General features: G+C 65.3%; 18 protein-coding genes and 1 pseudogene. 8 read left to right on the forward strand and 11 right to left on the reverse strand.

Going from position 1 to position 24,501, the window contains the following annotated elements; genetic code table 11:
- Window positions 1–15 precede the first annotated feature (15 nt).
- On the forward strand, window positions 16–1,875 hold the full coding sequence (locus H5398_RS03180; RefSeq protein ID WP_370586038.1) for an amylosucrase: 1,860 nt from the start codon (window positions 16–18) through the stop codon (window positions 1,873–1,875).
- A 704-nt stretch (window positions 1,876–2,579) separates the two neighbouring features.
- Here the strand turns inward: H5398_RS03180 and H5398_RS03185 are convergent.
- The 7 genes from H5398_RS03185 to H5398_RS03215 all read right to left on the reverse strand — a co-directional run bounded on the left by H5398_RS03185 (window position 2,580) and on the right by H5398_RS03215 (window position 8,511).
- Window positions 2,580–3,326, reverse strand: coding sequence for a succinate dehydrogenase/fumarate reductase iron-sulfur subunit (locus tag H5398_RS03185; RefSeq protein WP_182798996.1), 747 nt, complete (start codon window positions 3,324–3,326; stop codon window positions 2,580–2,582).
- Complete coding sequence (locus H5398_RS03190; protein ID WP_182798997.1) at window positions 3,323–5,257, reverse strand: fumarate reductase/succinate dehydrogenase flavoprotein subunit; 1,935 nt, start codon at window positions 5,255–5,257, stop codon at window positions 3,323–3,325. Before H5398_RS03190 ends, H5398_RS03185 begins: the two co-directional genes overlap by 4 nt.
- Entirely contained in the window at window positions 5,254–5,961 is a 708-nt protein-coding gene (locus tag H5398_RS03195; protein ID WP_182798998.1) for a succinate dehydrogenase cytochrome b subunit, read from the reverse strand. The genes H5398_RS03190 and H5398_RS03195 overlap by 4 nt, the downstream gene beginning before the upstream one ends.
- A 55-nt stretch (window positions 5,962–6,016) precedes the next feature.
- A complete protein-coding gene (locus H5398_RS03200) occupies window positions 6,017–6,418 on the reverse strand; it encodes an RNA-binding S4 domain-containing protein (RefSeq protein ID WP_370586055.1) in 402 nt (133 codons plus the stop codon).
- Between the two features lie 72 nt (window positions 6,419–6,490).
- Window positions 6,491–7,111: a GDP-mannose 4,6-dehydratase gene (locus H5398_RS16770; RefSeq protein ID WP_182799260.1), complete on the reverse strand. Its 621-nt coding sequence runs from the start codon at window positions 7,109–7,111 to the stop codon at window positions 6,491–6,493.
- Window positions 7,112–7,190: 79 nt separating this feature from the next.
- Complete coding sequence (locus tag H5398_RS03210; RefSeq protein ID WP_182799000.1) at window positions 7,191–7,670, reverse strand: hypothetical protein; 480 nt, start codon at window positions 7,668–7,670, stop codon at window positions 7,191–7,193.
- Between the two features lie 448 nt (window positions 7,671–8,118).
- Window positions 8,119–8,511: a VOC family protein gene (locus H5398_RS03215; RefSeq protein ID WP_255443523.1), complete on the reverse strand. Its 393-nt coding sequence runs from the start codon at window positions 8,509–8,511 to the stop codon at window positions 8,119–8,121.
- A 321-nt stretch (window positions 8,512–8,832) separates the two neighbouring features.
- Here H5398_RS03215 and H5398_RS03220 point away from each other — a divergent pair, with 321 nt between their 5' ends.
- Window positions 8,833–10,044 carry an RtcB family protein gene (locus H5398_RS03220; RefSeq protein ID WP_182799001.1) on the forward strand — a complete coding sequence of 404 codons (1,212 nt, stop codon included), beginning with the start codon at window positions 8,833–8,835 and terminating at the stop codon, window positions 10,042–10,044.
- A gap of 359 nt (window positions 10,045–10,403) precedes the next feature.
- Here the strand turns inward: H5398_RS03220 and H5398_RS17680 are convergent.
- The 3 genes and pseudogenes from H5398_RS17680 to H5398_RS03235 form a co-directional block, all read right to left on the reverse strand.
- Window positions 10,404–10,568 (reverse strand): annotated as a pseudogene (locus H5398_RS17680) (hypothetical protein); the annotation flags it as partial.
- A 78-nt stretch (window positions 10,569–10,646) separates the two neighbouring features.
- Window positions 10,647–11,045, reverse strand: a complete 399-nt coding sequence (locus tag H5398_RS03230) for a peptidoglycan-binding protein (protein ID WP_182799002.1) — start codon at window positions 11,043–11,045, stop codon at window positions 10,647–10,649.
- Between the two features lie 110 nt (window positions 11,046–11,155).
- Window positions 11,156–11,758, reverse strand: a complete 603-nt coding sequence (locus H5398_RS03235) for a GyrI-like domain-containing protein (protein ID WP_182799003.1) — start codon at window positions 11,756–11,758, stop codon at window positions 11,156–11,158.
- A 794-nt stretch (window positions 11,759–12,552) separates the two neighbouring features.
- Here H5398_RS03235 and H5398_RS16780 point away from each other — a divergent pair.
- Window positions 12,553–13,632 (forward strand): AAA family ATPase, encoded by a 1,080-nt coding sequence (locus tag H5398_RS16780; protein ID WP_255443542.1) that lies wholly within the window; start codon window positions 12,553–12,555, stop codon window positions 13,630–13,632.
- Window positions 13,633–13,926: 294 nt separating this feature from the next.
- Here the strand turns inward: H5398_RS16780 and H5398_RS03245 are convergent, their stop codons facing one another.
- Window positions 13,927–14,709, reverse strand: a complete 783-nt coding sequence (locus H5398_RS03245) for a hypothetical protein (RefSeq protein WP_182799004.1) — start codon at window positions 14,707–14,709, stop codon at window positions 13,927–13,929.
- A gap of 470 nt (window positions 14,710–15,179) precedes the next feature.
- On the opposite strand from H5398_RS03245, the gene H5398_RS03250 reads away from it, so the two are divergent.
- From H5398_RS03250 to H5398_RS03270, 5 genes are read left to right on the forward strand one after another with little or no spacing between them, the layout of a single operon-like run.
- On the forward strand, window positions 15,180–16,742 hold the full coding sequence (locus H5398_RS03250) for a class I SAM-dependent DNA methyltransferase (protein ID WP_182799005.1): 1,563 nt from the start codon (window positions 15,180–15,182) through the stop codon (window positions 16,740–16,742).
- Window positions 16,739–18,229: a class I SAM-dependent DNA methyltransferase gene (locus H5398_RS03255; RefSeq protein WP_182799006.1), complete on the forward strand. Its 1,491-nt coding sequence runs from the start codon at window positions 16,739–16,741 to the stop codon at window positions 18,227–18,229. Before H5398_RS03250 ends, H5398_RS03255 begins: the two co-directional genes overlap by 4 nt.
- Entirely contained in the window at window positions 18,226–19,395 is a 1,170-nt protein-coding gene (locus tag H5398_RS03260; RefSeq protein WP_220489114.1) for a restriction endonuclease subunit S, read from the forward strand. The genes H5398_RS03255 and H5398_RS03260 overlap by 4 nt, the downstream gene beginning before the upstream one ends.
- 26 nt (window positions 19,396–19,421) lie before the next feature.
- On the forward strand, window positions 19,422–22,334 hold the full coding sequence (locus H5398_RS03265; RefSeq protein WP_370586039.1) for a type I restriction endonuclease subunit R: 2,913 nt from the start codon (window positions 19,422–19,424) through the stop codon (window positions 22,332–22,334).
- 59 nt (window positions 22,335–22,393) lie between these two features.
- A complete protein-coding gene (locus tag H5398_RS03270) occupies window positions 22,394–24,490 on the forward strand; it encodes a DUF262 domain-containing protein (RefSeq protein ID WP_182799008.1) in 2,097 nt (698 codons plus the stop codon).
- Window positions 24,491–24,501: the final 11 nt, after the last annotated feature.

The raw sequence follows: 24,501 nt of genomic DNA on the forward strand, positions 1-24,501 counted from the left end.
ACTACGCTGAGCAGGGTGAAGACGACCTTCGACCTCAGGTGGGAGCGCTACGGCGCAGAGCTGATCGCGGCGCTGGAGGCCGTCTACGGAGAGCGGGCCTGGGAGGTCACCGACCGCGTGCGCGACCTCGTCCGTGAACGGTTCGACGCACGCAGCGACGACCTCCGCGAGCTGGACGAAGCGCGGCTGCTGCGCCCCGACTGGCTGCAGCTCCCCTCGCAGGTGGGCTACGTGGCCTACACGGACCGCTTCGCCGGCACCCTCAACGGGATCGCCGACCACCTCGACTACCTGCAGGACCTGGGCGTCACCTACCTGCACCTGATGCCGTTGCTGCAGCCGCGCGAGGGCGCCAACGACGGCGGCTACGCCGTCGCCGACTACCGCACGATCAGGCCAGACCTCGGCACCATGGAGGACCTGGAGAACCTGACGGCCAGCCTCCGGGCCAACGGCATCTCGCTGGTGGTGGACCTCGTTCTCAACCACGTCGCCCGCGAGCACGAGTGGGCCCAGCGGGCGCGTGCCGGGGAACAGAGGTACCGCGACTACTTCATGGTTTTCCCGGACCGGACCATGCCGGACCGCTACGAGGAGACGCTGCCGGAGGTGTTCCCGGACTTCGCCCCGGGCAACTTCACCTGGGACGACGACCTGGCCGGCTGGGTGTGGACCACGTTCAACGACTACCAGTGGGACGTGAACTGGGCCAACCCCGACGTCCTCATCGAGTACCTCGACATCATCCTCGAGCTGGCGAACCGCGGCGTGGAGGTGCTGAGGCTCGATGCCATCGCCTTCATCTGGAAGGTCATGGGCACCGACTGCCAGAACCAGCCCCCCGTGCACGCGCTGACGCAGGCGCTCCGGGCCGCGGTGCGGATCGCGGCACCCGCGGTGGCGTTCAAGGCGGAGGCCATCGTCGGTCCCAAGGACCTCATCACCTACTTCGGCGAGGGCGAGCACTACGGCAAGGTTTCGGACATCGCGTACCACAACTCGTTGATGGCGCAGCTGTGGTCGACTCTGGCCACGCACGATACGACTCTGCTGCGTCGGGCGCTCGGCGGATTCCCGGCAAAGCCGGCCACGGCCACCTGGGGCACCTACATCCGCTGCCACGACGACATCGGCTGGGCCATCGATGACGTGGATGCCGCCACCGCGGGCCTCAACGGGTTCGCCCACCGGAGCTACCTCAGCGACTTCTACTCCGGCGAGCACCCGGACTCGTTCGCGCGCGGACTGGTGTTCCAGGCGAACCCGGCCACGGGGGACCGCCGGATCTCCGGCTCGATGGCCTCCTTGGCGGGGCTCGAGGCCGCGCTTGACTCGGGCAACGCCTACAAGGAGGAGCAGGCGGTGGCCAGGATCAACCTGCTGCACGCCGTCATCTGCGGGTGGGGCGGCATTCCGCTGCTCTACATGGGCGACGAGGTGGCCATGCTCAACGACCACGACTTCGCCCGCGACCCCGAACACGCCGACGACAACCGGTGGGTCCACCGCCCGGTGATGGACTGGGCGGCCGTGGCCGCGCTCGCCGACAACCCCACCTCGCCCGCGGCGAGGGTCAACGCCTGGCTCCGGCACGTCCTGTCCGTCCGGCGCCATGCAGCCCAGCTGCACGCCTCCAGGGAGGCCGTGTTCCTCGAGACCGGGGACCCGCGCGTCCTGGCCATCAAGCGGGACCACCCAACCGGCCCCATGGTTCAGGTGTACAGCTTCTCGCCCACGGAGATCACGGTGCCCATGGCGTGCGTGAGCGAGACCCTGGGAGAACGCGCCCGCGAGCTCCTCGACGGTGTGGAGTGGGACCTGACGCCCTGGACGATGACCCTGCGCCCCTACGCGGTGCACTGGTTCACTGCCTGACGGTGCACCAGCGTAGAGAGTTTGAGAACCCTGGCCCGGCCCTGAAAACCGTGGCTTCTCGCCTGTCTCAGGGTGCCTACAAGCGCAGCGAACGGCCCTCGGAACCCTCGGTGACCGACTCTCGCGGTCGTGTGGTGCGCGCAGTTGGGAGGACTCGAACCTTTCTGAGCCCCGCCGAGGTCGATGAGCTGGTGACCCTGTACGAGCAGGGCATGACGCTTGCGCAGCTCGGTGAGAGGTTCGGGGTCTATCACCGCACAGTGTCCGCGCACCTCGTCCGCCGCTCCGCTGCGACGCGCACGAGAGGGCTTGCTGAGGAACACACGCCCGAGGCGGTGCGGCTCCACGAAAGCGGCTTGACCTTGGTGGCGGTCGGCCTGCGCTTCGGAGCGAGCCAGGGGGCAGTAAGGAGGGCGGTGGCCGCAGCAGGCGCGACCATCCGCCCTCGGGGACGTCGGGTGTCGGCTACAGCGTAAAGCCCTCCGCCGAGTGCTCGGCCTCGTACTCGGAGATCGCGAGCATGATGCCGAGCTCGGGCGTCGTCGGGAGGCTCACGCGGCCCTGACCGACGATATAGAGCGGCATGCCGACCTCGTCCAGCGTCTCAACGATGCCCGCGAACGCATGCCCCTCAGGGACCAGCCTCGGCGCTCGTTCCTCGGACGCGTGCGCCTCAGGGTCCAGATGCCCCAGCTCGTTCCTCGCTAGTTTGGCCCTCGGACGGCGGCTCGGAGGCGCTCGCGATGCAGGGCCGCGACCGCCGCCAAGTCAATCCCCGCGGGGCACACCTTGACGCACTCGCCGTAGGTCGAGCACGGGCCAAATTCTGCCTCGACGGCGTCCACCATCACCCGCGCCCGGCGGCTCCGCTCCGTCGACGGTTGGGGCAGGAGCGCCAAATGCGCGACCTTGGCGCCCGCGAACAGATGCGCCGAACCATTCGGGCAGGCTGCGACACACGCGCCGCACCCGATGCAGGCGGCGAAATCGAGCGCCAACTCCGCGTCGTCGTGGCTCACTAGCAGCGCATCGGCCTCGGCTGCCGTGCCCGCATTCACCGCGACTGTCCCACCCGCAGCGCCAAGCCGGTCGAGCGCCGAGCGGTCCACCACGAGGTCGCGCACCACCGGGAACGACGCCGAGCGCAGCGGCTCGATCCGCAGCCGCCGGATATCGCCGAACGCGCGCAGATGCTGACGGCACGACGGCGTGTTCGGCACCGGGCCGTGCGGCACCCCGTTCACCGTCACCCCACACGCCCCGCAAATGCCCTCCCGGCAGTCCGATTCGTAGGCGACCGCCTCGCCGCCGCCGTCGACGATCTGCGCGTTGAGGAGGTCTAACACGTCGAGCAGCGACGCCTGCGGGGTGAGGCCGTCGAGCTCGTGGCGCTCCCACCGACCTCGGTCGAGCGGGCCGTTCTGCCGCCAGATTTCCAGTGCGAGTTTCACCGGTAGTCCCTCTCCTGCAGCGCGACGGCGTGGAACCGCAGTGGTTCCCGGTGGCGGATCGGCGGCGACGCATGTTCCCAAACGCTGGTGAAAGCCCAGTTGGCGTCGTCGCGCTGGGCTTCCCCGCCGTCGGTGTGGAACTCCTCACGGAAGTGCGCGCCGGCGGATTCTTCGCGGTCGAGGGCGTCGAGGCACATGAGCTGCGCGAGTTCGATGAAGTCGGCCACACGTCCGGCTTCCTCGAGTTCTTGGTTGAGGTGGTCGGCTCGGCCGGGGAGCCGAAGGTCGCGCCAGAAGCTCTCTCGGAGTGCGTCGATCTCCGCGATTGCCCTTGTCAACCCCGCTTCGGTGCGAGCGAAGCCACACCCGGCATAGAGGATCTCGCCCAACTCGCGATGGAACGACGACGCCCTCGTGGTCCCGCCAATGCTGAGCAACTTCTCCACCCGGGCACCCACTTCGTCGACGGCGGCGACGGCGCTCGGGGCGTCGGCGCTGAGCAGCGGCGTGCCGCGGACGCCAGCGAGGTAGTTGGGTACCGACAGCGGGAGCGTGAACCAGCCGTCGACACACGCCGACAACAGCGAGTTCGCACCCAGGCGGTTCGCCCCGTGGTAACCGGCGCCCGCCTCGCCGCCGACGAACAATCCGGGGATGGAGGTCATCAGATCGAAGTCGGCCCACAGCCCTCCCATCGTGAAGTGCGCAGCCGGCGCGATCCGCATGGGTTCCACGTAGGGATCCTCGCCCGTGACGTCGGCGTACATGTGGAAGAGGTTGCCGTAGCGCTCGGCGATGGTGTCGCGGCCAAGACGGGCGATGGCGTCGGAGAAATCTAAGTAGACGGAGTTCTTCAACGGCCCGACGCCGTGGCCCGCATCGATCATCCGCCGGGCTGCGCGCGACGAGATGTCACGCGGGGCGAGGTTGCCGAACGCCGGGTACTGGCGCTCGAGGTAGTAATCGCGCTCGGCCTCGGGGATGTCGTTGGGGGCACGGGTGTCATCGGTGCGGGCGGGCACCCAGATCCGACCATCGTTGCGCAGCGATTCACTCATCAGTGTGGTCTTCGACTGGTGCGGCGAGTCCACGGGCAACGCCGTCGGATGGAACTGGATGAACGACGGCGAGGCCATCCGCGCGCCGCGCAGGTGTGCGCGCCAGGCGGCGCTGGCATTGGAGTGTCGGGCGAGCGTGGAGTGATAGAAGACCGAGCCGTAGCCGCCGGTAGCGAGTACGACGGCGTGCGCCGGGTAGGCGCGGATCGTGCCGGTCACCAGGTCGCGGGCGACGATGCCTTGGGCGCTACCGTCGTCGACGATGAGGTCGAGCATTTCGTGCCGGGTGTGCAGTTCAACTCGACCGGCGTGCACCTGCCGCAGCAGCGCCTGCGCCGACGCCACCTGCAACTGCTGCCCCGTCTGGCCGCGCGTGTAGTACGTGCGCGACACCTGGACCCCGCCGAAGGAGCGGGTCGCCAGCGCCCCGCCGTACTCGCGGGCGAAAGGGGCGCCGATGGCGTTGAGATGGTCGATGACGCGGCCGGATTCCGCGCCCAGCCGGTAGGCCTCCGCCTCCCGACCACGGAAATCGCCGCCCTTGATCACGTCGATGACGAAACGCTCCAACGAGTCGTTGTCGACGGCGCGGGCACGGGCCGCGTTGATTCCGCCTTGGGCGGCCACGCTGTGCGCGCGGCGTGGGGCGTCGTGGTAGGTGAAGACCTCCACCCGGTAGCCGAGTTCGGCGAGCGCCGCGGCGGCGCCGGCCCCGGCGAGTCCGGTGCCGACCACCGCCACCGTGAGGTGCCTCCGGTTGGCGGGGGCAACGAGGCGGTACTCGAGCGTGCGGACGGCCCAAGCCTCGGCGGGTGGGACGTCGGGGATGTTGGCCGCGACCTCGGTGCCCACGGTGCGCAGGTCGTCGATCATGACAACACCCCTAGCCAGATAGCGATTGGAAGGGACGCGTTACCCGCCGCGATGACGGCGGCGAGCAGGTAGGCGATGACCTTCCACGTGTGGCGCGCGCGCCGGCCTGTGACCCCGACATCGTTGGCGGTGGTCCACAGGCCGTGCGCAAGATGGGCGGCCAGCGCGGCCATGGCGAGGAAGTAGAACGCGCCGGCGAGCGGTCGAGCCAAGCTAGCGACCGTGTTCTGGTAGGCGAAGGATTCGGTGGCAGTGGCCGCCTGATACGTGGCGGGGCCGAAAATGCCGAGGGTGAGATCGAGGAGGTGGAACACGATGAAGGCTAGGAGGAACAGGCCGGTCCACGGCATCGATCGTGCCGCCCACGCCCCGTAGGAGGCCCGACGATGTGGCCCCCGGAAGCGCCGACCTCGCGCCCACAGGATCGCGGAGGCGCCCACATGCGCGACCAGCGCAATGGCCAACACGACGCGCATGATCCACAGCAGCCCCTCCTCCGGGAGGAGGGGATAGAGGGCGTGGCGCAGCCAGAATGAGTAGGAGTTGTAGGCCTCCGCGCCCACGAACGCCTTGAGGTTGCCATACATGTGAATGCCGACGAAGGCCGCGAAGATCCATCCGGTGACGGCCATGGTGAGTTTGAGGGCGAAGCTGGTCAGCGCAGGCGTCGCTCGCCCGACTGCCGGTTTGGTCGTTGTGGACATGGCCTCACCTCGCGCACCATTCTACGAAAGGCGAGGTCCGGTTCCGACGGCGGGGTCAGCGTCCGCGGAGCCGCTCGATGTCGCGACGATCGCGCTTGGTGGGGCGCCCCGCACCGCGTTCACGGACGGCCACTCGACCCACCATCTCCGGAATCGGAGGCGGCTTCTCGGGTGTGCGCTCGATGTAGGCGGCCTGGGCTTGCGGCGCGCCGACGCGCTTCACCAAGGTGGGATCGACCACCTCGATGATCCGGTCCTCGTGCTCGGCGCGACGCACCCGGACCACTTGGCCTTCCCCCACGTGCTGCGACGACTTGGGCAGCTTGTCATCGACCCGCACGTGCCCGCCGCGCACGGCAGCGGTCGCCACGGAGCGGGTCTTGTACATCCGCACCGCCCACAACCATGCGTCCAGCCGAGCCCTGGAGCGAGTCCATCGTGGGCTCTTGACGCGGATCCTCCGCTAGTTCCGGATTTTCGCCCGTGGGGCGCCCGGAATCAGAACTCGGGGAGGATTCGCGTCAAGGACTCAGGCGCCAGCGAACCCGTTGGGGTTGTCCGACTGCCAGCGGTAGGTGTCGGCGCACGCATCAGCAACAGACTTCTCCGCCCGCCAACCCAGCTCCGTGTGCGCCTTATCGACGTCGGCGTACGAGGCCGCCACGTCACCCGGGCGGCGCGCCACAATCTCGTACGGAACCGTGATCCCAGCGGCCTCCTCAAAGGCGCGCACGATCTCGAGGACCGTGGTCGGATTGCCCGTGCCCAAGTTCCATACGTAGTAGCCAGCGTGATCGCTCAGGTAATCGAGCGCCGCGAGGTGCCCAGCAGCGAGGTCGACGACGTGGATGTAGTCCCGCGCGCCCGTACCGTCGGCCGTTGCGTAGTCGTCACCGAAGATCATCAGCTTCTCCCGACGCCCGGCCCCGCGACGGCGGGCCTCGACACGCTGCGAGGGCACCGAAGACAAGGTCGAGGAGTAAATCCCGCCAACGGCAGCACCGCCTTGATCAGCGCGGCTCCTGCACGCGCCATCTGAAGCGGCGTGGAGCGCGTCCGATCTTTGACGTGGCCTATTGATCGCGCGCGTTCTCCGGTAGGGACGACGGAGCCCAGGCGGACCATCTTCACGGGTCTGTGATTCTTCTATATGTAGGCGTGCAGATCGTCGCTATGCGTGACGATCTGCACGCCTACATATGAAAGAATTCTGACTTGGCCTGGTGAGTTCAGGCAGCGCGCGGTTTCGGTGGCCTCAGATGGCGTTTCGACGCAAGCCCAGCGAGGAGAGCCTGCTGCGTCCTCTCCCAAGACCACCAGATTTGCTGGTACGTGAAGCGTGTCCGTTCGTACCCGAGCTCCCAGGCGTTGAGATCCCGGTCTCGGTCCACTTCGATGTTGAACCCCGCGGAGTGGTGAGCGTGGCTGTCCGCTTCAACGATCCATGAGCGGCCTACCAGCATGTCAACGCGTCCTACTCCCGGGATGAACGCTTGAGACTTGACCTTCACCCGGCGTTGCTGAAAGAAGAGTCGGAGCCTTGTCTCTGATCCCGATTGTGCGCCGAGCTGGAAGTGCTCGAGCGCGCGGCGCTTCCGCACGGGGGCGGCGTTGATAAGGGCCCGGGCATCAGCCGGAGCTATGAGTTCGAGGTTCACGGCCGACTCCAGCACGACCAACGCCTCCTCCGGAGAGTGGCGCTGGATCACTTGCCCGAGACATTGATCCACTGAAGCGAGGGCGTCGGCGCAGAAAGAATCAAGGCGGTGGAACTGCACACCAGACTGGGAGCGGGGCACAGCCACTCCGGGGTTGACTACTACATGCAGGTGCGAGTCCGGGGGGACCCACAGACCATGGGCGCGACTTCCGCTGAGACACCCCAGCCGCCCGCCGAGCGTGATTGCTCGGACCACTTCGGAATCGGCGAACGGCTCGGCGAACCAGCCCCGGCCGATGCGGCGAAGTCGCCCAACCGACAACTCCAGCTTGAGCTGCGCTCGACTTACCCCGGCCGCTAGCAGTTGCTGCAGCGAATAGACACCCCGTGGATCCACCCTCCGAGGCTGCCATCCATGCGGTTCCAGGACGCGCCGTTTGAAGGGGTTGTGGATAACTTCTCGGCCGGAGCCGCAAGGAGCAGCGCGTGTGCCCGGCCTAGGCGTTGGGGTCGGTCGTGCCCTCGTACAGGCCGATGTGGTTGCCGTCGGGGTCATCGAAAGCGGCCCACCAGCTGGTTTCCGAGATGGGGGACTTCTCCATCGTGACCGTCCCACCGGCCGCACGAACCAGTTCCAAGGTTTCGTCGATCGAGTCGACCTCCACGTAGGAGCGCGGCTGCTGGAACCCGTCCCCGCGCGGCGCGAGTCCGCCGCCGCTGATCTTGTTGGGCGCCTGCCACATGGGGTACCCCTCGAAGCCCGGGTATTCGTTGAATTGCCAGCCGAACAGCTTCCCATAGAACTCCTGGGAAGCCTTGTGGTTGCTGACGGGGATGTCGATGTGGGTGATGTCGCCGTGGGGCATGAGTCCTCCTGATCTCTTGCTCATCACGCTACTTCAGGGCCGTCGCTGACGAGGAGAGTGCGGGAGATACTTGCCTCGGGACGCAAGCCGTGCGACTCTGGACGACAGGCGCCACCGTCGGCGCCTTTTCGAGAAGGATGAACATGACCAGGATGGAGCTCCGTCGCACTGCGACGTTTGAGCCCTGCCCGCATGCCGTCGAACGCCCCCAATCCGGTTCTGCGCACCAGCGCTGAACCTTGGGGTAACTGACTTTCCTTTCGCTAACTCGACATCTCGCCCACACGCCCGTTCGCGGGAGGGCCGTCGGTTGCCCCTGTCACACCAACTCACAGGAGAACCATCATGTCCATCTATCCGGTGCCACTCAGCGGCACCGACAACACCCTCATGTGGGCCAACGAGGCCGGCATTGAGGAGAAGGCGCGCGCCCAGCTGCGCAACGTCGCAGCGCTTGAGTGGACGCACGGGGTGCGTGTCATGCCCGACGTCCACTACGGCCTTGGCGCGACCGTCGGGTCAGTCATCGCCATGGACCAGGCAGTTTCCCCCGCCGCTGTCGGCGTCGACATTGGCTGCGGAATGACGGCGGTGCGCACCAACCTGCGTCCCGACCAACTACCCGACGACCTTGCTCCGATCCGCCGCGGCATTGAGCGGGCGGTGCCGGTGGGGTTCTCATCTCACCCAGACGAGCCCCGGACCGTCGCTCGGCATGCCGAACTCGGCCACCGGTACGCGGCCATGATGCGCGAGTTTGGCGGACTGAAGGCGGGCGAGGTCACACCGTCGGCCGCGTCGGGTACGGCTGAGCGCAAGGCGATGACGCAGGTGGGGACCCTGGGCGGCGGGAACCACTTCATCGAACTGTGCGCAGGGGACGACGGCCGGGTGTGGGTGACGCTGCATTCGGGGTCGCGCGGGACGGGCAACCAGTTGGCTCAGGTGCACATGAAGGTCGCGCAGGCGCTGCCGCACAACCAGGGCCTAGTGGATCGGGATCTTGCCGTGTTCCTCGCCGGGACCACGCAGATGGAGGCCTACCTGCACGACCTGTGGTGGGCGCAGTCGTACGCGCTGCTCAACCGCGACGTGATGCTGCAGGCCATCTGCGACGAGCTGACCCACCGGATTCCGGGGGTCGCGTTCGAGGCGCCGATCCGCTGCCACCACAACTACGTGGCGGTGGAAACCTACGATGACACCGAGCTGATCGTGACCCGCAAGGGTGCGATTCGAGCGGGGTTGGGCGACCTGGGCGTGATCCCGGGGTCGATGGGCACCGGCTCCTACATCGTTCGAGGCTTGGGGAACCCGGCGTCGTACCAGTCGGCTTCGCACGGGGCTGGGCGTCGGATGTCGCGCTCTGCCGCGCGGAAGCGGTTCACCGCTGCCGACCTGGCGGAGCAGACCGCCGGGATCGAGTGCCGCAAGGACGAGGGGGTGGTCGATGAGATCCCGGCCGCGTACAAGGATATCAACGAGGTCATCGACGCGCAGCGAGACTTGGTCGATGTTGCCGCGCGGCTCCAAACGCTGCTCTGCGTCAAGGGATAGGCGGCGTCAACCCGCTAGAAACTTCCTCGATGGGGTCTCCCTGCGTGGGGTCACGCAGGGAACCCCCATCGAGGGAGTTGTGAGCGGGTGAGTGGGTCGCTGTCCGGGTCGTTACCCTGCGACTGACGTTCCTCGCGCAAGCGCTCGTCTCTGCTCAGAAAACTAGTTGAGGCCAAGTGGACGGCGAGGCCAGCGTCGCGGAGGATGTGGGCGCCGGAGGGGAGGCCGGCGGTGGCGCGCGCCGTCTCCGTGTAGCCCTGTTCGTACACAACTCGCGTCACACGGCGCGAGTTCACGATGGGCCGTGCGCACGTGGCGCACGGCCCATGCGTGACGAACAAGGTGTGCCCCTCACCGTTTCAATTCGCCGCAAGCAGCGCGTTGACTTCGGCGTGGATGAACCCGCTGTGGCCTTGGTCGAGGCTTTCGCGTTCTTTCGGCTCCCCGGCTGCTCGGCCGTTGTACCCCACCCCGACCACCCGGTTCCACTGATCCAACAAGCACGCGCCCACGTGGACTTTCGGGTCTGCGCTGCGGGTGGCTCAGAGTCGCGCTGTGGCGACGCCCAGGTCGTCGAAACTTGGTCGGCTCATGAGATCATCCTAGGGGTAGTAGTAGAAGGTATCCGCTCCCGGGCACCCCGCCTGGCGACTAGCCCAAATGGGGTAGCTGCGTGGCACACGGCCGGGGAAGTTGGCCTCGCCCATCCCCGGCTGGCACAGCACTTGCCAGGTCTTCGGGCCGACAATACCGTCGATCCCAGACATCCTCAGGATGTACCAACCCGATTGAAGAGTCCGCACCGCACGATCGGTCCGCGCACCAAAAATCCCGTCGACCGCGAGCGGGGTGCTCCGCGGCAGCTGATAGTTCAGCAGCGCCTGGATTGACTTCACGCAGTCGCCGCGGCTGTTCAACCGCCACATCGACTGGTAGCACGTCGCCGCCGAGGCGTCCTGGGTCGGGATGACCGTCACCAGCGACGCGACCGTCAGCCCCATCGCGACCAGGCCAGCTCGGATCCTATTTCGTAGCTTCAATGCCACACTCCTTCGCTCGGATGGAGCAAGCGTACGCGCGGCTGGGGGTCAATTCCCGGGGTTGGATGACACTATCTTTCCACTGGTTGCCGCAAGATCGTCCGCAGTTTTTCCGGCGCGGTCCGGCGAGCGTCGCTGAGGTAAATCTCATGGTGTTTCCCCGCCAAGGCGTAGCCGGCGCCGACGATCGCCTCCTCGTGCATCTGCTGCAGCACCGGGCCCTCGTCGTCGAACCGCCCCACGTGCAACGTCTGCACGCTCAGGCCCTCGTCGAACGTCTCGACCCGCAGGTCCGCCAGCCGCGGCGCCTTCTCTCCGACGGCGGCGCGAACCACCTCAACATGCTCAGCCTCGATCCACCCGGGCACCATGATCATCATCGTCCACAGCCACTGCGCCTTGTCGCGACCCACGGTAAACGCGGCCATGTCGTCGGCCCACCACAGGCCTTCGAGCGGCATGACGGTGTAGTCGCGGCCCAGTTCCTTCTTGTTGAAGAACTTGAGCTTGTATGCCATCGGGTAGAGCGTCGCGAGGGTCGCCGAGTACTGCGGGTCGGTGTTCGGGTCGCCGGCGCCGTCGATCATCAGGAACTTCAGCGGCGGCACCTCGACGACGTCGAACCGGCCCCGACGAGCCTTGTAGCAGTCCAGTTCGCGCTTGAAGTCGGTCATGGCTGCAGGCTAGCTCGGCGGTACTGTTACGCGGGTCGAAATGGAGGCGGGTTGCTGCGGCTGATCCTGTGGCCGGTGCTGGTGCCCTCGTTCCTGTTCGGAACCGGCGCGGGGGGCGGTCATGCCCATCATGGTGCTCGCCGCGCACCCGCAGCTCGCCCGCACGCTCGCGGAGCATGGCATGACCCTCGATCCGGTGAGCGGTGAGGTGGTGGAGTTGGAACCGTTCAACGCGGTGATGTCGAAGCGGTCGGCGCAGATCAGGCGCAACCTCGACCGGCTCGAAGCCGAATGGCAGGCCGCGCATCCGGGCGAGGTGCTCGGCCCGGTGATGACCGCTCGGTTGCAGGGCATCGCGTGGACGCATCAGCGGCCCGGGAAGAAGCCCGCCGACCTCAAGAACGAGCAATGGTGGCGGCAAGAACTCGCGGATGCCGGATACGACCCCGCAACCCTCGAACACCGGGCCGTGCGTCCAGTGGTGTCGGTCGATGACCTGGCCGTGCAGGAGGTTGCGTCGCGCGCGTTGGATCGGTGCGCGGCGTCGTCGTCGGCGTGGACGCGGCACACGATCCAAGAGCAGGTCACCAGGATCACCACCGAGGCAGGCGTGCACGCAACGGCCGCCGAGTTGCGCGAGTTCATCGCCTTGGCGACCGGCTTGGCCGTCTCGGACTGCTTCACCATCCTGCCGCCCGGTAGTGCGATGCCGGAGCATGTCGCGCACCTGACCAGCCTGACCGTGATCGCAGCAGAGACCGCACTACGCGACCAACTCACCGCCACCGTTCCCGCTGCTCGACGTAGCCGAGGCGGCACACGTCGCAGGACTCGAGGCTGGCCAGCAGGTGGCCGCCGCCGCTGTTGCTTCGAGCGATCCGTTAGTGATCGTGGAAGGAGCGGCGGGCGCGGGCAAGACCACCATGCTCGGCGTCGCCATCAAGGTCGCTGCCGAGCAGGGGCGGATGTCTCGGGTGGTTGCGCCCACTCTCAGTGCGGCGCAGGTCGCGCACGACGAACTTGGCGTGCCCGCAACCAGTGTTGCGGCGCTCGTGCACGCGCACGGCTGGCGATGGAAAGACGATGGGGTCTGGACATGTCTCAACCCCGGCGATCGCGATCCCGAGTCGGGGCGCATCTACATCGGCCCACCCATAGACGCGCGCCTGCGCGGTGGTGAGCGGGTGATCGTGGATGAGGCCGGGATGCTCGACCAAGACACCGCCCACGCCCTCCTGACCGTCACCGCCGAAGCCAGGGCGACCGTCGCGCTCGTCGGTGACCGCGCACAGCTCCCGGCGGTTGGTCGGGGCGGGGTGCTCGACATGGCCGCGCAGATCAGGGGCCGCACCTACGACATGACCGAACTCCACAGCTTCGCTGATCCCGAGTACGCGGCCCTGCCCCTGGCGATGCGCGACAGGCAGAATCCCGGCGACGTGTTCGACCAGCTCGCCACGATGGGCCTGGTCACGCTGCACGCCGACGACGGCCACGCCCAAGAACACATCACCAACGACGCGCGAGACGGGGAGGCGATCACCCTCGCCACCAACGATGAAGCGGCAGCGGTGAACGAGCGCATCCGCGCCGGACGCATCGAGCGCGGCGAGGTCAACGACATCATGACGGCGACCGGCAGCGACGGCCTGCCCATCGGAGCCGGTTCTACATCGAGGAGGACGACGAGCTGCGCGTCGAGAATGCATGACCGTTCGAGATGCTGCCCGAGCCCGGGGTCAACGCGGACGCCCTCACATGGGCCGCGAACGCCGACAAGGCCCGAGCCCCGGCCCTTGATTCATCGGGCCAAGGTTCGAGCCTTGTGCGTTGGGTGCCCCCAGCGGGGCTCGAACCCGCGACCCATGGATTAAAAGTCTGACAACACTGTCCGGAACTGTGCGCTCAAGTGCGATCTACAGCGGTCGATGCTTTGAGTCGTCCGGTCTGGGGCGGCTTGTTGGTCACTGTTCCGGATCGGTTTGTGACCAAGTTTGTGACCACGTTTTCATCCACGCCGAGAGCCTCCCGGGCCTCCTGCGACCAGATCGCAGCCGCACGCTGACACGGCTGACCGGCCACCCACTCAACCATGAGCTCCTGAAGTGCAGCACTGCAGGCCAGGAGGTCAGAGCCTGAGGCTCAATACCCACCCGCATGGGGACGCCTTAAGCGCCAATCTCCCCCTGCCCAACATCGGACGACTTCCGAGCAGCTCGGAGTTCTTGCAGCGGGTCAGGCCCCAACACTTCGCGGGCACGCTTCGCTTCTTCGAGCAGCGCCGTGTCTCCCTGCACCTGAGCCAGCAGGCTTTCCGCAGCCTGGACCTTGGCCGTGTGATCCGCGCTGAAGCGCGGGAAGTCCACCGCGGCACTGTTCACGCTGGCGGCGAATTGCCGGGCCGACTCACCTTGCTGCGCTGGGACCTTCACGACTTCTGCCCAACCGTCACCAACAACCATGACGAAGAGCTCGCGCGTGTCCAAGGTCTTGATGGACTGCTTCTTCGCCACACCACCTGCGATAGCCCCAGCCCCGCCGAATAAGACGGCTCCCGTAGCCATTCGGGTCACGGTGCTTCGGGATGCCAAGAAGCCCGTTACGTCGCCCGTGGAGTCCACTTGAGCAGCGACATTGGCGGACATCGGATGCCGGTGCCCCTTCATGTTGACCTCCAACGGGGTCACGCTGTGCGTCTGAAGTGTCGCGAGGGTGGGCACCTTCTGAGCCGCTCTCAGTTCGCGCTGCGCTCGGGCGACTTCGCTCTGATGCTTGCGCTCCTCTTCGCGCAGAGCCTTGTCAGCTGCGACACATTGCTCATGTAGCGCGAGTCGTTCGGGGCTCAGCGTCGCAAGGTCCCTCACTTTCGCTTTGTGGGCGCGGACTGCGAAGAAAGAGATGAGGGCGATGACCGCGACGGCCACCAGAAGCCAGACTAGCCCTGTATCCATGCGGTCAGGCTACTGTGGTCTGCTCGCGGGCGTGTCGAATACTTTGCATCGCGGCGAACCGCAGCTAGGCGAGAAGCTGTACCAGCAACGCGCAACACCCCGCGTTCCCGACGCCGGCGCTTGGAGGTTGGGCACGAACGGCGCCTGAAGAGTGAGCACTCTCGACGATTGGAGTGTGATCACGATGGAGCCGTGCGGGATCACTGACGCTGGGTTCACGCCGCGCAAGGTGGTAGCCGTGGATCGTCGCGACCCACAGAACAGGCTCCTGGTCGCTACGACTTGCCGAGGCGAGACAATCCACGTGCTCCGAGCGCGGTCGGGCTACGGTGACAGTAGACCGTTGTGGCTGCGGGGTTGTTCCTGCCGAGTCACTGGACGACGAGGGGGCTTGGGGTGCGCATGGGTGATGGATTGTCGTTGCCATCCGGCATCGTGTTGTCCGTTATCCACTCTGAGGAGTTCACCGAGTGACCCAAGACGAGGCACGCGCGCTTGCTCTTGCCCTGATCCCTGCCAACTTCGGCCCCTTGTCGTTGTCGGAGCTTGAGAGCTATTTGTCTGCGGCGGCCGACCTGTTGCGCGGCGCGATCGACCAAGCCGACTTCAAGGCGTACATCTTCCCGTTGATGTTCTTCAAGCGGATCTCGGACGTCTACATGGAGGAGTACGGGCAAGCCCTGGCCCAGTCGGGAGGCGACCACGAGTTCGCTTCGTTCTCTGAGAACCACCGCTTCACGATCCCCGAGGGTTGCCTATGGGAAGACGTCCGCGCCCGTACGCAGAACATCGGGACGGCTCTCCAGACGGCCTTCCGGGCCATCGAGAAGGCGAACCCCGAGACGCTCTACGGGATCTTCGGGAACGCGAACTGGACCAACAAGGACAAGCTGCCGGACCGGCGGTTGAGCGATTTGATCGAGCACTTCTCCTCGAAGGCTTTGACTAACGCGGCGGTGCCCCCGGACGTCTTCGGCAACGCCTACGAGTACCTGATCAAGAGGTTCGCCGACCAGTCCAACAAGAAGGCCGGGGAGTACTACACCCCGCGCTCGGTGGTGGGCCTGCTGATCAACATCCTCGACCCGAAGGAGGGCGAGACCGTCTACGACCCAGCCTGTGGCACGGGCGGAATGTTGATCGAGGTCATCCAGCACGTGAAGGACCGAGGCGGCAACCCGAAGACCCTGTGGGGCAAGCTATACGGCCAGGAGCGGGTGCTGGCCACCGCCAGCATCGCCCGCATGAACCTACTGCTCCATGGCATCGAGGACTTCAGGATCGCCCGCGAGGACACCCTCCGCAGCCCCGCCTTCTTCACAGGCAACCGGCTCGCCCAGTTCGACTGCGTGGTTGCCAACCCGCCCTTCTCGCTGAAGAAGTGGGGCGAACTGGAGTGGGCCTCCGACAACTGGGGCCGCAACCTGCTTGGTGGCGTCCCCCCGACCAGCTACGCGGACTGGGCTTGGGTGCAGCACATGCTCACCTCGAAAAAGCCCCGCACTGGCCGTGTCGCGGTGGTACTGCCCCGAGGTGCACTGTTCCGGCAGGGGGCCGAAGCTCGAATCCGAACCCACATCGTGAAGTCGGACGTCGTCGAGGCCGTCATCGGTCTTGCGCCCAACCTTTTCTACGGGACCGGCTTGGCCGCGTGTGTGCTGATCCTGCGCGCCAGCAAGGCCCCGGAGCGGGCGGGCAAGGCGTTGTTCATCAACGGCGAGAAGCTGTACAGGCGCGGCCGGAACCAGAACACTCTCGAACCCGAGCACGCCGAAGCGTTGTTGAAGGCGTACGTGGCGTTCGCCGACGCCGATGGGGTGGCCCACGTCGCTACTCTCGACGAGATCGCGTCGAACGACTTCAATCTGAACATCCCCCTCTACGTACCGCCAGCCGACACGGGCGAACGAGCGACCCTCGCCGATGCGCTCCGCGAGCTGAAAGCGGCGAAGGCCGCGGCGGCCGCCACCCGTGCCGCGCTGGAAGCCGAACTGGCCAAGTGGGGGCTCGGCACGGACGGAGCCAACCAATGACGATCCGGATCACCCAGAACGAACTGGAATCCTACCTGTGGGGCGCTGCAGTCGTGCTCCGCGGCCTGATCGACGCCGGTGACTACAAGCAGTACATCTTCCCGCTGGTGTTCCTGAAGCGGATCTCCGACGTCTACGACGAGGAACACGCCGACGCTCTCGCCGTATACGGCGACGAAGACCTGGCCGACCTACCCGAGAATCACCGCTTCGCCATCCCCGCGGGCTGCCACTGGTCCGGCATCCGCGGGGTCACCAGCAACATTGGTGCCGCCATCCTCACCGCGATGCGCGCCATCGAGAAAGCCAACCCCGATACTCTGCCCGGGGTGTTCGGCGACGGTGACTGGGGCAACAAGAACCTGCTCTCCGACCGGACTCTGTCCGATCTCATCGAGCACTTCTCGACCAAGACCCTGTCGATCGCGAACTTGCCCGAAGACGAGCTCGGCAACGGGTATGAGTACCTGATCAAGAAGTTCGCCGACGACTCCGGACACACCGCGCAGGAGTTCTATACCAACCGCACGCTGGTCCACCTGATGACGATGATGCTGCAGCCCGAGCCCGGGGAGTCCGTCTACGACCCAACGTGCGGCACCGGGGGAATGCTCATCTCGACCGCGGCCGAGTTGAAGCGCCAAGGAAAGGAATGGCGCAACCTCCGCCTCTACGGTCAGGAACTGAACTACGGAACCTCGGCCATCGCCCGCATGAACCTGTTCCTCCACGGCATCATCGACGGCCAGATCGCCCACGGTGACACCCTCACCAAACCTGCCTTTCACGACCAGCACGGTCGTCTGCAGTCCTTCGACGTCGTCCTCGCTAACCCGCCCTACTCGATCAAGGCGTGGAACCGGGAAGCGTTCGCCAAGGACCCTTACGGCCGCAACATGTGGGGCGTCCCACCCCAGGGCCGCGCCGACTACGCCTTCTTCCAACACATCGCCAAGAGCCTCCACCCGAAGACTGGCCGCGCCGCCATTCTGTTCCCGCACGGCGTTCTGTTCCGCCGCGAAGAAGCTGCCCTCCGCGAAGGACTCGTGAAGTCCGACCTGGTCGAGTGTGTCCTCGGCCTTGGCGAAGGGCTCTTCTACAACAGCCCCATGCCCGCAACGGTTGTCTTCCTACGCTCGAAGAAGAGTCCGTCTCGTCAAGGCAAGGTCCTGTTCATCAATGCAGCGAACGAATTCGCTCGCGAGCAGGCACAGTCGCTCCTCCGGCCCAGCCACCAGAAGAAGATCCTCAACGCCTACCGCGCATTCACCAACGACGACGGCTTCGCGGCCGTCGCCGACCTCGACCGGATCGCAGCCAAGGGCTACAGCCTCGCCATCCCTCTCTACGTCAACAGCACCACAACGAGCAAGGCAGAACGAGTATCGGTAGCCGATGCGGTTGAGGACTGGCGATACGCAGCCGAGTCAGCCGATGAGGCCATCGCGGACGTCCTAGCCCTGCTTCAGCAGGAGGCGGTCCGGTGACCCTCAACCTCGACAAATCCAGTTGGAATCGAGTAGTTCTCGGAGACGTCGCCTCAGCCTCCAAAGAGAAGGTTGACCCCACTGATGGCACCATACATCGATACGTCGCCGGGGAACACATGAACTCCAATGACCTCAAGCTCAACCGCTGGGGTGATGTCGGTGACATAGACGTCGGTCCGGCATTCCATCGTCGGTTCAGGCCCGGCCAGGTGCTGTATGGCTCGCGCCGCACCTACCTGCGCAAGGTAGCGGTGGCCGAGTTCGACGGCGTCTGCGCCAATACCACCTTCGTTGTTGAGCCAACAGATCTCAACGCCCTGCTGCCGGATTTCCTTCCCTTCATCATGAGCGCCGAACCGTTCCACGCGTTCGCCATCGCTGAGTCGAAGGGATCGGTGAACCCCTACGTCAACTGGTCGGACATCGCACGCTACGAGTTCCTTCTCCCGGCGCTCGACGAGCAGAAGCGCATCGCGGATCTGTTGTGGGCCGCAGAGCGCCATCGGGCATCACTTCGGTTATCGGCCACCCGCGCTCGCCTCACAATCCAGCATTGGCTGGATGACACGATATGCGGTCTTGAATTGGCGCGGCCACTTAGGGCCGTGGTCGGATCGTCTGCATACGGCCCGCGGTTCTCGAACTCGCTGTACTCGGATGACGGAGAATTCCGACTTCTGCGTACGACAGATATGGATGGTGTGGGGAGAATCGACTACGGGACCATGCCAAGGGCGAGGTTGGACGACTCCTTCCGGCCCCACCTCCTAGCAGATGGTGACTTCTTGATTTCGAGGTCCGGCTCCTGTGGAGTCCCCGCGGTCTTCGACGTCTCCGTTGGCGGCGACCAAGTGATCCCGGGCGCCTTCTTGATCCGGCTGCGACTGACCGAGGAAATGGATCCACACTTCCTACGGGCCTACTTCAACTCCGCCCCTGGCCGGAATCTCTCCCAGAGCCTCGCGCAGGGTGGTGTGCAGAAGAACATCCGAGGATCTTCGCTCTTAGCAGCGCACGTCCCTGTACCGACGCGAGCCACTCAAGCCGAGATAATGGACACCTTGGGTCGTCTCTTGGTGGGTGCCGAGTCAATCAATGGCGAACTTGCGGCCCTGGACGCAGTGCGTTTCTCCCTGATCGACGACATCCTTGGAGGCGCCTGATGTCTCAGTTCAAAGAGGACTCAACCGTGCGTGACTTCGTACGCGACTTGGTGGCGTCGGTCGATGTCCAATTCGTGGCTGGCAAGGACCTGCCGCGGAGTCTGGGCGAGGTGGTGTTGGAGTCCCAGGTGCGGGCGGCGTTGCTCCGGTTGAATCCGGCGATCGCGGAGGACCCCTCGCGGGCGGACGAGGTGCTCTATCAGTTGCGGGCGATCCTGATCTCGGCGCGGACGAGTCCGCACCCGGTGGTCGCGAACGAGGAGTTCACCGCCTGGTTGACAGCCCAGAAGTCCCTGCCGTTCGGGCCGAATGGCGAGCACGTCACGGTGCGGCTGATCGACTTTGACCACCCGGAGGATGCGTCGGCCAACCAGTGGGTGTTCTCCACGGAGGTGATCTTCCGGCAGGGGCGGATCGAGAAGCGGTTCGACAACGTGTTGTGGTGCAACGGTTTCCCGTTGGTGGTGGGTGAGGCGAAGTCCGCTACGCGGCCGGCGTATACGTGGATTGACGGTGCCGCGCAGATCCACGATGACTACGAGGTGAACGTCCCGCAGTTCTTTGTCCCGAACGTTCTGGTTTACGCCACGGAGGGCAAGGACTTCAGGTACGGCTCGATCGGGATGCCAGTCGAGATGTGGGGGCCGTGGCGTGAGGAAGAGAACCGCTCCGAGGCACCGGTGAAGATGGGGCTCGCGGTGGTGAAGGAGGCTGTCGAGGGTGTGCTGCGCCCGGCGGCGGTGTTGGACTTCCTGCGGTACTTCACGCTGTTCGCCACGGATAAGAAGTTCCGCAAGATCAAGATCATCGCTCGGTTCCAGCAGTTCCAGGCTACCAACCTCATGGTCGAGCGGGTGTTGCACGGCAAGGTCAAGAAGGGCCTCATCTGGCACTTCCAGGGCTCCGGCAAGTCGCTGCTCATGGTGTTCACCGCGCTCAAACTGCGCGGCATCGCCGGGCTGCGGAAGCCGACCGTGATCATTGTGGTGGATCGGGTGGACCTCGACACCCAGATCACTGGCACGTTCAACGCCGCCGACGTCCCCGGCCTCGTGCGGGTGGACTCCCGCGCGGAGCTGCAGCAGTTGCTTGCCCAAGGCACCCGCAAGGTCCTTATCACGACGATCCACAAGTTCGGCGAGGCCCCCGGTGTCCTGAACGACCGCGACGACGTGATCGCTCTGGTAGACGAGGCGCACCGCTCGCAAGAAGGCGACTTTGGTCAGGCAATGCGGATCGCGCTGCCCAATGCGTTCCTGTTCGGCATGTCGGGCACTCCGATCAACAAGCGGGACAGGAACACGTTCAAGTGGTTCGGCTCAGAGGACGACGCGGGCGGCTACCTGTCCCGCTACACCTACCAGGACTCGATCCGTGATGGGGCCACGCTGCCGCTGCACTTCGAGCCACGGCTCTCAGAGATCCACATCGACCAGGAGGCGCTCGACGTCGCTTTTGACGAACTGGCCCGCGAGCGGGGCTTGTCCGAGGGCGAGAAGATCAGCCTGTCCAAGCGGGCGGCCTCCATCGAGGTGCTGATCAAGGCGCCGGCGCGGATCGCGAAGATCGCCGCTGACATCGCCGAGCACTTCAAGACCCGTGTCGATCCGGAGGGGCTCAAGGCAATGATCGTCGTCTACGACAAAGCCTCATGCGTGGCCTACAAGGCCGAGCTGGACCAGCACCTGCCGCCTGAGGCGTCCACCATCGTGATGTCGAAGAGCCGCGACGACAAGCCCGAGTGGAGCGAGTGGACCCCGAACGCCGAGCAGACCGAGAAGTTCCTCGCCGCGTTTAACGACGCCGCCGACCCGCTGCGGATAGTGATCGTCACCGCCAAGCTGCTGACCGGCTTCGACGCCCCCATCCTGTACTGCCAGTACCTCGACAAGCCGCTCAAGGAGCACACCCTGCTCCAGGCAATCACCCGTACCAACCGGGTTTACCCGCCCAACAAGTCCCATGGATTGATCGTGGATTACCTGGGGATCTTCGACGACGTCGCGAAGTCGTTGGCCTTCGACGAGAAGAGCGTCCATGACGTCGTCACCAACATCGAGGAACTAAAGGCACGGGTCGCCCCGGCCGTGGCGGCAGCCCTGTCTTTCTTCCCGGGGGTGGACCGCACTGTCGGCGGCTACGAGGGCCTGATCCAGGCCCAGGCCGCCATCGCCGACACCGCGACGAAGGACGCCTTCGGTCTGGCGTACAGCGTTGTCTCGCAACTGTGGGAGATCGTCAGCCCCGACCCGATGCTCGCGCCGTTCAAGGCCGACTATCGCTGGCTGACCGACGTCTACGAGTCAGTGCGTCTTCCCGACATCACCGGCCGCCTAGTTTGGCATGCCCTCGGGGCCAAGACCGTGGAGCTCATCAACGAGCACGTCCAAGTCGAGGTGCCTCAGGACGATGTCGAAACCATCGTGCTGGACGCCGAAACCATTGCTGACCTGATGCACGGCCGACGCACTGGCGTCACCCCGCAAGAGATCGAGAGACAGATCACCGCCCGCATCGCCCGCCACCTCAGCAATCCGGTATTCGTCGAACTGGGCAAGCGACTCAACGAACTGCGTGAACGGTACGCAGCGGTGCAGCAGTCCAGTCTGGACTTCCTGCGAGAGCTTCTGGAACTGGCCCGAGACACCGTGGCCGCGGAGAAGGCCATCAACGAGGTTCCCCGTGAGGAGCGCGGCAAGGCTGCCCTCAGCGAGCTGTTCGAGGCGCTCAAGACTGAAGAGACCCCGATCATCGTGGAGAACATCGTCAGCCGCATCGACGAGGTCGTCCGGGCCGTCCGCTTCGATGGCTGGCAGTCCACGATCGGCGGGGACCAAGAGGTCAGGAGAGCACTCCGTCAGGTGCTCTACCTGCAGTTCAAGATCCGCGACAACGACGTCTTCGAGAAGGCCCTCGGCTACGTCAAGGAGTACTACTGAGATCGTGAAGTGCGCCAGCATGACGCGACGTGATGCATCACCCGAGGAAGGACTAATGAATGGCAGCGATCTTCAAGACCGTGTCCTGGCAGGTTGACCAACTGGTCAACGGAGTCAAGACCGGCACCGTCCAGCTGCCGGACCTGCAACGTCCGTTCGTGTGGCCTGCCACCAAAGTTCGGGACTTGTTCGACTCCATGTATCGCGGGTACCCGGTGGGCGAACTCATGTTCTGGGACGTCCCGGCCGAGGGAGAGACGCGGACCATCGGCGGCGACGCGAAACTCGCCGCGAGCCACCAGATCATCGATGGTCAGCAGCGGCTGACGAGCCTCTATGCGGCGATGCAAGGCCACCCTGTTCGTGACGAGGCGTACCGGCAGCGGACCATCATGATCTCGTTTAACCCGTTCAGTGAGAAGTTCGAGGTCCGGACGCCAGCGTTGGCCAAGTCCGTGCAATGGGTGGAGGACATCTCCACGTGCTTCGACTCACCAATTCGCGCCCGCAAGGACTTCCTCAAGCGATACAGGTCCGCCGACAACACACTCACCAACGACGATGAGGAACGCATCGAGGAGGTGTTCGCACGACTCAGCGAACTGAAGAACTACCTGTTCGACGTCGTCCACATCCAGAAGGAGGCGGACAAGCGACTGGTCGCCGACATCTTCGTGCGAATCAACTCCGAAGGAGTCCGGCTCAAGGCGTACGACTACATCCTCACGTGGTTGAGCGTCTTCTGGCCAGAGGGCCGCGAGGCCATCGAGCAGTTTGCCCGCAACTCACGTATCTCGCCTCAGCGGGCATCCGAGATTGCGGGGCGCCCGGTGAAGTGGACCGCCCTGAACCCCTACATCGCGGTTGACAACGGTCACCTCGTCAGGGCGATGGTCGCTATCGGACAAGGGCGCGGGCGACTCCAAGACGCCTACGCGGCCTTGCAGGCCAAGGACTCGACCACCGGCTTCGTAAACCCGGACCGCCAAGAAGGGGAGCTGAACAAGTTGAAGGGCGCGCTGCCCGTCGTCACGGACCGAGTCAGTTGGACCGAGTACATCCGTGCCATCCAGACGGCAGGCTTCCGTTCCTCACAGAACGTGACGTCCAACATGAACCTCATCTACAGCTACGTGATCTTCGTGCTAGGCCGCACCCGCTACAAGGTCGCCTTGGACGAATTGCGCACCCTGATTGCCCGGTGGCTGTTCATGTCGCAACTCACCGCCCGCTACACCGGCTCGTCAGAGTCCCAGATCCAGAAGGACTTGGACCGGATCGAATCCATTCAATCCGGAGATGCCGAGGGCTTCACTCGGGTGCTGAACGAGATCATCGGAGCCCAGCTCACAGCTGACTTCTGGCGCTACAGCGTGCCCCAGCAGCTCATCACCTCCGGCCCTGGGCTGTCCCCGCATTATCAGTGCTACTTGGCGGCGCTGAACATCCTCGACGCCCCGATGTTCATGCTCGACTCCCGGGTCCGGGACTGGATGGACCCGTCCCAGCCGGCGATCAAGGGAACCGAGGGTCATCACCTGTTCCCCCGGGACTACCAGGAGAAGGTCCTCGGCATCACTGACATCAAGCGGATCAACCAGGCCGGGAACTTCGCTCCGACAGACTGGAGCACCAACATTGCGATCTCGAACAAGGCACCGGCCGAGTACTGGCCCGAACTCGTCGCTTCCAGGGCCAAGGACCAAGCTTGGCTCGACCACCAGATGTATTGCCACGCCCTCCCCCATGGGTGGGAAAACATGGACTACGAGGAGTTCCTCGCCGCTCGTCGCTCCCTCATGGCGCGGCTGACCCGGGACGCCTACAACAAGCTCACCGGGGGCCATGTGCAGCCGGTGGAGCCCATGTCCGCGACACCGGAGCATGTTCAGGAGCCGACGCTGAGTGAGCTCGTGGAGCGCGACCTTCTCAGGCCGGGTGATCTACTGGACCCCGTGGATCCTGAGTGGGAGGTTGACGCGGTGATCAATGACGACGGCACCTTGGTCATCGACGGCACGGAGCTGTTCGATTCCCTCGATGAAGCAGCTCACCACCTCGAAGTGACGAACATGTCAGGGCTTGAGTTCTGGGCGCTGGAGACTGGTAGGGACCTCATCCCTCTCCACGAGTTGATCTCGGTCGGCCGCTCGTAGCCGCGGTTCAG

The sequence above is a fragment of the Tessaracoccus sp. MC1679 genome, from assembly GCF_014164775.1.
Lineage (GTDB): Bacteria > Actinomycetota > Actinomycetes > Propionibacteriales > Propionibacteriaceae > Arachnia.